Source organism: Ileibacterium valens (assembly GCF_001945525.1).
Classification (GTDB): domain Bacteria; phylum Bacillota_I; class Bacilli_A; order Erysipelotrichales; family Erysipelotrichaceae; genus Ileibacterium; species Ileibacterium valens.
The window spans coordinates 1-5,036 of sequence record NZ_MPJW01000274.1 but is presented as its reverse complement, the minus strand read 5'-3'; the positions used below and the strand labels follow the sequence as shown (position 1 = coordinate 5,036).

The 5,036-nt window shown below is 37.7% G+C and carries 3 protein-coding genes and 1 rRNA gene; 2 read left to right on the top strand and 2 right to left on the bottom strand.

The window, feature by feature from the left end; all coding sequences use genetic code 11:
• Positions 1-400: 400 nt before the first annotated feature.
• The gene (locus tag BO222_RS12690; protein ID WP_075821105.1) at positions 401-1,075 is read left to right on the top strand and encodes a DarT1-associated NADAR antitoxin family protein; all 675 of its coding nucleotides are present in this window, start codon (positions 401-403) and stop codon (positions 1,073-1,075) included.
• Positions 1,076-1,144: 69 nt separating this feature from the next.
• Here the strand turns inward: BO222_RS12690 and BO222_RS12685 are convergent, their stop codons facing one another.
• Positions 1,145-4,048 (bottom strand): SIR2 family protein, encoded by a 2,904-nt coding sequence (locus BO222_RS12685; protein WP_083647826.1) that lies wholly within the window; start codon positions 4,046-4,048, stop codon positions 1,145-1,147.
• Positions 4,049-4,534: 486 nt separating this feature from the next.
• On the opposite strand from BO222_RS12685, the gene BO222_RS12680 reads away from it, so the two are divergent.
• The gene (locus BO222_RS12680) at positions 4,535-4,723 is read left to right on the top strand and encodes a hypothetical protein (protein ID WP_075821103.1); all 189 of its coding nucleotides are present in this window, start codon (positions 4,535-4,537) and stop codon (positions 4,721-4,723) included.
• A gap of 109 nt (positions 4,724-4,832) precedes the next feature.
• On the opposite strand, the gene rrf is transcribed toward BO222_RS12680, so the two are convergent.
• Positions 4,833-4,938, bottom strand: a 5S ribosomal RNA gene (gene rrf, locus BO222_RS12675).
• Positions 4,939-5,036 lie beyond the last annotated feature (98 nt).

The following is a 5,036-nucleotide window of genomic DNA, read 5'->3' as shown; positions in this document are numbered from 1 at the left end:
GGCAAAAGAAGGATAAAGGGCAAGGTCGAGATAATCATCGACAAAGGAACTGACAGTAGTGAAGACAGAATCCATCTCAATATGAGGGAAGAGAGAATGGAGCAGTGGCAAACGGCCCTGAATCGAGTTATAGTGTGTTTGGTAATTTTGTTTATTGATCATGAACATATTTTACCAAAAAAGGCACCTCATCCATTACGGATCAGGTGCCTCTTTTTATTTTTGGACTGTCAGAAATTTAACAGCCCCTTTGAGTTTCAAACAAACTTTGCATCAGATTTCTCAAATTGCTGAGTTTTTTTAAACTTTACGCTTAATGGTCCGATTAATTCAAACAGGTCAATCAATCACTTTCAATCAAAAGGTTTGATAAACTGAATCCGAAAAGAAGGTAAATTTTATGGCTGAACGTCCTGTTTTTCTTCCAAAGGCATCCTATCCGTATTTTAAGGAAGTAGTTGTCAGCTTTCACTATTCTGCTGGCTTTGCACTCATACAGCGACAAAAAAATATCGCTGCCATTCATAAAGCGTATTTACAATTGAATCCTCAGGCTCAGATTCTGGAAGCATCCAGTAAATCGCCTACAGAATTTGGTAAAAGTCTGTCTCCATTCTATCTGAAAGGAAAATTAGATGATGACTTCTATCCGGTCGAAAATATTTTCCAATCCTCAAAAGTATTTCAGACAGGTGGTCCTTTTTTGCAGATTCTGACGATGGATCCCATCAAAGCAAAAACAACTTCGCTGACTAAAACGCATGGTGCCCTGCTTTATTATGTCTATGAAAACAAATCCTATCCGATTGAACCGCGTGGTTGGTTATACGATTGGATTTATCTTCATGCTCTGGTTTCAAAACCAGAATTGTCAGATCAGCTGAGCCATTACGATGCTTTTACTGATATTGCCTTCAATCCAAAGACCGGTGCCACCTGCCAGGCCAAATGTCTAGCGATCTATCTTGGTTTGCAAAAAAAGAATCTTCTTCAGGAGGCACTAGCTTCGATTCCATCCTTTCTGAAAATTCTTTTTCATACTGAGTGGCCAGTTTCAATCCAGGATGACAAATAAGCCGGCAGGCTGAGTATATTAATCTCAGCTCTGCCGGCTTTGCCTGTCTTTCAGGTGTTCTGCCTTTGGTCAATTGGGAAAGCATTCCAATTGTTCAGAATCCAGAAGAATTCCGTAGACAATTTTTTCTTCCATTACACTTTGAATATGATTCTTAAAACGGAATCGAACCATTTCGTTCAATAAAGTTTTAGCATTCTGTTTGAACCATCCCTGGTATTCGTTTGAAAAAATTATCTCCTGCCAGAGAGGATCTTCAAGATCGACCAGAGAGTAATCAAAACCTTCAGGATTAACTAAGAAACCGATCTGACTGAGCGCTCCAGGAATATTTCTAAAATCTTCTCTGCTTAATAAATCAGTATGTAAATTCAGTCTGACTAACTCCTTGAGCCATCTGTTCCTTTTTTCCAACTGATCAAGTTGAGTCAGCCAATTCAGCAATTCGCTGACTTCCTGTTTATCAAAAATAACTACCCCATCTATAACCATACTGGATAATTGTTCAGGTTTGATCCACTCTCTTAGCTCAGACAGTCTGAATTGAATATCAGAAGCCGCTAATGCAGGATAGTATCTTTCAATCCGATCTGTTTTTTTTCTGCAATCAGGGCTTGAAGAAATCATTTCGGATAACTGATTCATTTGATAACTGGAATATGGGGCAAGCGCCTTAATCAAAGAACTAAAATGAACTGGATCGATCTTTTCGAGTTCTTTCTCAGAAAGTCTGGTGATCAGAAAAGACTGCAATCGTTCGATGGATTTTTGATACAGATCCAAATGATTGGATCGATCAATTTTACGTAAAGCATATTTCAAAGTATCAATCAGTGACTTACGGATAATCGGCTCGTTCGTTGAAATAAATAGATGACTCAAATCCAAAAACAGCTGGCTTTTGGCAAAGTTAGACATATTTGAATGGAAACTGATGATCAACAATAAATACAATTGTGCAGTCCAATGAATTGGCACCGGGAATTCTTTAAGCATGGATTTCATCAGATTCGCAGCCTTTTTTCGTAATGAAATCCCATTTTCAATATTCAATATATCAGTTCGATAAAAGTTAAACGTTCTTCTTAACCAGTGTGGTTCTCCAAACTTACTTAATAGATCGAGGTCGATTTCATTGAGTGAATACAATATACCATTTTGTGAATCCCACTCGAGGTCAGCTGTTTTTGGCAGGTCTCTTCTTGAAATAGAGATTAGAGCCCTCAAATACGGACGAAGATAATCACTTGAATCTTTATACAGATCCAATGGAATCAGATTCGATTTAAGATAGAAGTAATAATCATAAGCGTAAGATCGAAGCAATTCAAAATGTTCAAGTGCTTTGTGAAGCGAGAATCCTTGCGATGTTTGGTCAAGAGACTGATCCATCTTGTGAAGTAGTCCTTCCATTTTGTTCCGGTTCTGCGACGGATATTCAAAAAGATATCTTAAAAAACGCACGGAGTAGTCTTTTTGAACTGGTAAGGATCGAAAGATAGTATTTATTTCCTCTTCTTTTTGCTGAGCCTGATCGCTGTGTCTGCCCCAACCATAATAAGCTCTGATTTTATTAAGCAAAGTCAAAGCAGGATCCCGGATCACCTGATTTTCTGTTTTTTCTGCCAGCTTTTGAGCATCGTACCCACATAAACGGCAATAATACATCTTTTCAAACAGACTTCCCTGTTCCTGTACCTTGCGTTTCAGGAGAATATAATCATTATCCAATTCCAGACGGAATAATGGGTTTCGCAAAAATTTAGCGGAATCAACCTGCAGGATTTCATGTTCTTTCTCTTTGTGAGTACAAACTACCGTCTGAATACCAACTTTTTGAAAAACCTCTCGAATTAAAGATGATTCTCTCAATAAATGCTGTAAATTCTCGAATTCTCTAACATCGCTGATCTCCATACGTGTCCAGCGAATCTTCGCATCCCTGAAATTATGAGCACCAAGAAAATCTGAAACTGCTATTTTCTGATATTGAGAAAAGTCCTGATACTTTTCTGTCAATATTTCTTTTAAAGTCAAAACTTTTTCTTCGATGGAAGGCGTTGAAATGCTTTTAACGAATGCGTAAAGCTGTCTTCCTCTTGGGTCAGTAATTGAATCTGGAGCAGCTGCAACGAGCTCTTCAGGTAAATCTCCAAGGCTTACAACGATGATTCCCTGTCTTTCCAATCTTCTTCTTTCGAAGCTGACTGGTACCTTATCTGTGATCAGATAATTACGAATCGTTCCAGGAGTATTGGTTGTTTTTCTGAAGTAGTTGATCCAGCTGATAATTAAGTTCAGATTATAATCATTGAGTCCATAACCAAGAAATACAAATGTATGGTTGATCAATAAGGAACGAATAAATGCCGAAATCAGAGGATGGGTACTCTCGTACTCAAGATAATCTCCTTCCCTTAAAACAATAGAATCTCGACAACTGAAATCACCATGCATTTTGATGATGTATTTATCGTTCGGGTACTTCAGCAGATCTCCATCCTGGTGGATGACATCAAAAAGCCCCCGATTCGACACGCTCGTGTTCTCCAGCAGGTTATCAAAATTGGTAGTGATAATATGATGAGGCATAATCCTGAATATCTCTTCATTAATTGGATTGGGTTTAGCATTCTTCAGCCGTAATGCATTCTGAAGAAACTCAAGATATTCAGATTGTCTTTCTTCGCCGAATGTATCGCTGAAATAATCAGGAATACGAATAAAGTCCTGTGAAGAAAACTCAAATCGATAGGAGCAGTCTTTCCTGGAACATCCGTCCTGATTTTTTTTACAGCGATGACAGTTGTCATAACCAATTTCAGCAGCAATCAGTCGAATCAAATTTTCCCACGTTGGCACACCTGAGTTTGCTGAAACTCCAGCCCCCACAAATAAAACCAGACGATTTACTCTTTGAGCTAACCGTATCTCCCTGATCGCTTCTTTCCATATCGCTTTTTGTTCCATCATAACCCTCCTGCCGTGTCAATTGAGCTCTTAACAATTATTATTAATTATAATTCTGAGCAGACTAGATCCCCCCAAAGAAACCTGCTTGCGATTTGGATCTGGTTCTCCTAAGTTTTTTTATCTGCTTTAGTATTTACCTGATTGCCAATATAATAGCTTATATATTTTCTGTTACTTTTAGAAAGTTTAGAAATATTTCCTGTAATTATTGTCAGGCCTTGATTCAATTAAACGAATTGTAAAATATACTGTTATTAATACAGTCACAGCAAACAGCTTTCAGTGATTCTTTACAAAAAGTTAAACAGCAAGAAGTGCTATTTCTCTTATTCTGGCAACAAAATATAACAGCGGTAATAGATGATTTAACATTCTAAAAACATTCTCATTTTAAAAGTTGAATAAAATGCATTTCGTTATTATTGAATTACTGAATCCATAAAGATCTATCAATAATTAAGATCCAATAATAGATGAGGTGCCAATATGAAACACGTAACTTCTGGAAAACCAGCAAAAACCGGATTAAAAATTCTTATATGTTTGGTTTATGGAATTTTTGCCGGAGTCTTCCTGGTTCAGGCATATCAGGGACAAACTTCATTCGCTTTTGCTTTTATTCTTTGCGTAATTATAGCTGCTGGGTGTTATGTCAATCTTCGATTTATAAAGTAACCATCAGCTTTTACACTATTTATAGATATAAATAGCATGCTATCTATCTGCAGTCATAAAGAAAAGCCGATCCGAAGAGATTCACTCTGTTCAGATCGGCTTTCTGTTTGCATGGCCTCTTGCTATTTTCGCTGTTCACTATCGTCGCCGTTAGAATGCTTGACTGCTGGGTGCGGAATGTAACCAGGTATTTCCATTCTGCCATCAAGACCACACCTTGGATCTTTCAAAACCAAACATCAGCGACATCCTTCTTGTCTGTTGTCTTTGTTCTTTATGTTCTACACTTAGCTTGCTTCGATCAAGCCCTCGA